Below are 1325 nucleotides of genomic sequence, written 5' to 3'. Positions count from 1 at the left end.
GCGCTCGCGGAGCGGATGGCCGGGGCGGACCTCGCCGAGACCGTGGACGGCGTCGACGAGCCGATCGAGCGGGCCGGCGACGTGGTCCACGGCGGGGAGTGTCGCGTCGGCAACTTCGTCGCGGACGCGTTCCGGTGGGCCCACGACGCCGACGTGGGGCTGTCGAACGCCGGCGGGCTCCGGCAGGGCGACCCGTTCGCCGGCGACGTGACGAAGGCGGACCTGATCTCCCTGATTCCCTTCGAGGAGCCCGTCGCGCTCGCCTCCGTCACGGGCGGGGAGCTCCACGACGTGTTCCGAGAGATGGCGGCGCCCGACGTGGACTTCGGCGAGGACGACTGGTGGCACGGCCACGTCTCGAACGCCCGCGTCGTCTGGGACGACGACTCCGAGCTGATTCTGGAGGCCGCCGTCGGCGGCGACCCCATCGACCCCGACGCGCGCTACACGGTCGCCGTCTCGGAGTACCTGCTCCACTCCGAACACGAGTTCCCGACGCTCGCGGGGCGCCACCGTGTCGACGAGGCCGACATCCAGTACGAGGTGCTGGCCGCGTACGCCCGCGAGCGCGGCATCGACCCCGAGATCGAGGGCCGGATCGAGATCCGGAACCGCGCCGCCGCCGCGGACGACGACGACTGAACGGGAGTCGCCGCGACGAGAGCCTATTTATAAATGGACGCGGTGGCGCGTGCCGACGAGCGCCCGGAGGGCGCGAGTCGCACGCGCGAGGTCGTCGGGCTTCGCCCGACTGCCAGAGAATCTCCGATTCTCGCTGGAGTCGGTCGCCGAGCGAAGCGACGGCGACCGACGAGGTTGGGGAGGCGTGAGGTGCGGTGCGGGGCGGGACTCAAAGGGGCAGTCGCGAGGCGGGCGCAGGCGTTCACGAGAGCGAAGCTCTCGTGAGCCAATCAGAACGCTCCGCGTTCTGATCACGACGTAAGCACCGCAGGGAGCGAGCAACGCGAGCGACCGAGGAGCGTGGTTCGAGACGCCAGGGGCGTCTCGTCATCGCCAGAAATCTCTGATTTCTGGCTAGCAGTCAGAATCCAGAGGATTCTGACGACATCCCGAAAATCGGAGATTTTCGGGCGACAGCGAGCGTGCGCCCGCCTCGCGGCTGGGGCTTTGGAGGTGTTCACGGCCGCTCTGCTCTTGGCTATTTATCCGCGAGCGGTTGGGACTTTGGAGGTGTTCACCGCCGATCCACAGTCAGGAATTTATAAACGACCGACTGAGGGTTCAGAAGTGTTCTCCACCCGTGCTCGACTGTCTATTTATAAATCACAACCACGATCGACGGAAAAATGGAGTCAATTCCCTCG

General features: G+C 66.9%; 1 protein-coding gene. It reads left to right on the top strand.

Annotated features, from left to right (window positions below):
- A partial coding sequence (locus B9G38_RS17480) for a 5'-nucleotidase C-terminal domain-containing protein (protein WP_198945738.1) occupies positions 1 to 642 on the top strand: 642 nt, incomplete at its 5' end.
- Positions 643 to 1325: the final 683 nt, after the last annotated feature.

The organism is Halorubrum sp. SD612, from assembly GCF_002135005.1.
The sequence above is the reverse complement of the archived record's forward strand: the minus strand, read 5'-3'. Positions and strand labels throughout refer to the sequence as shown.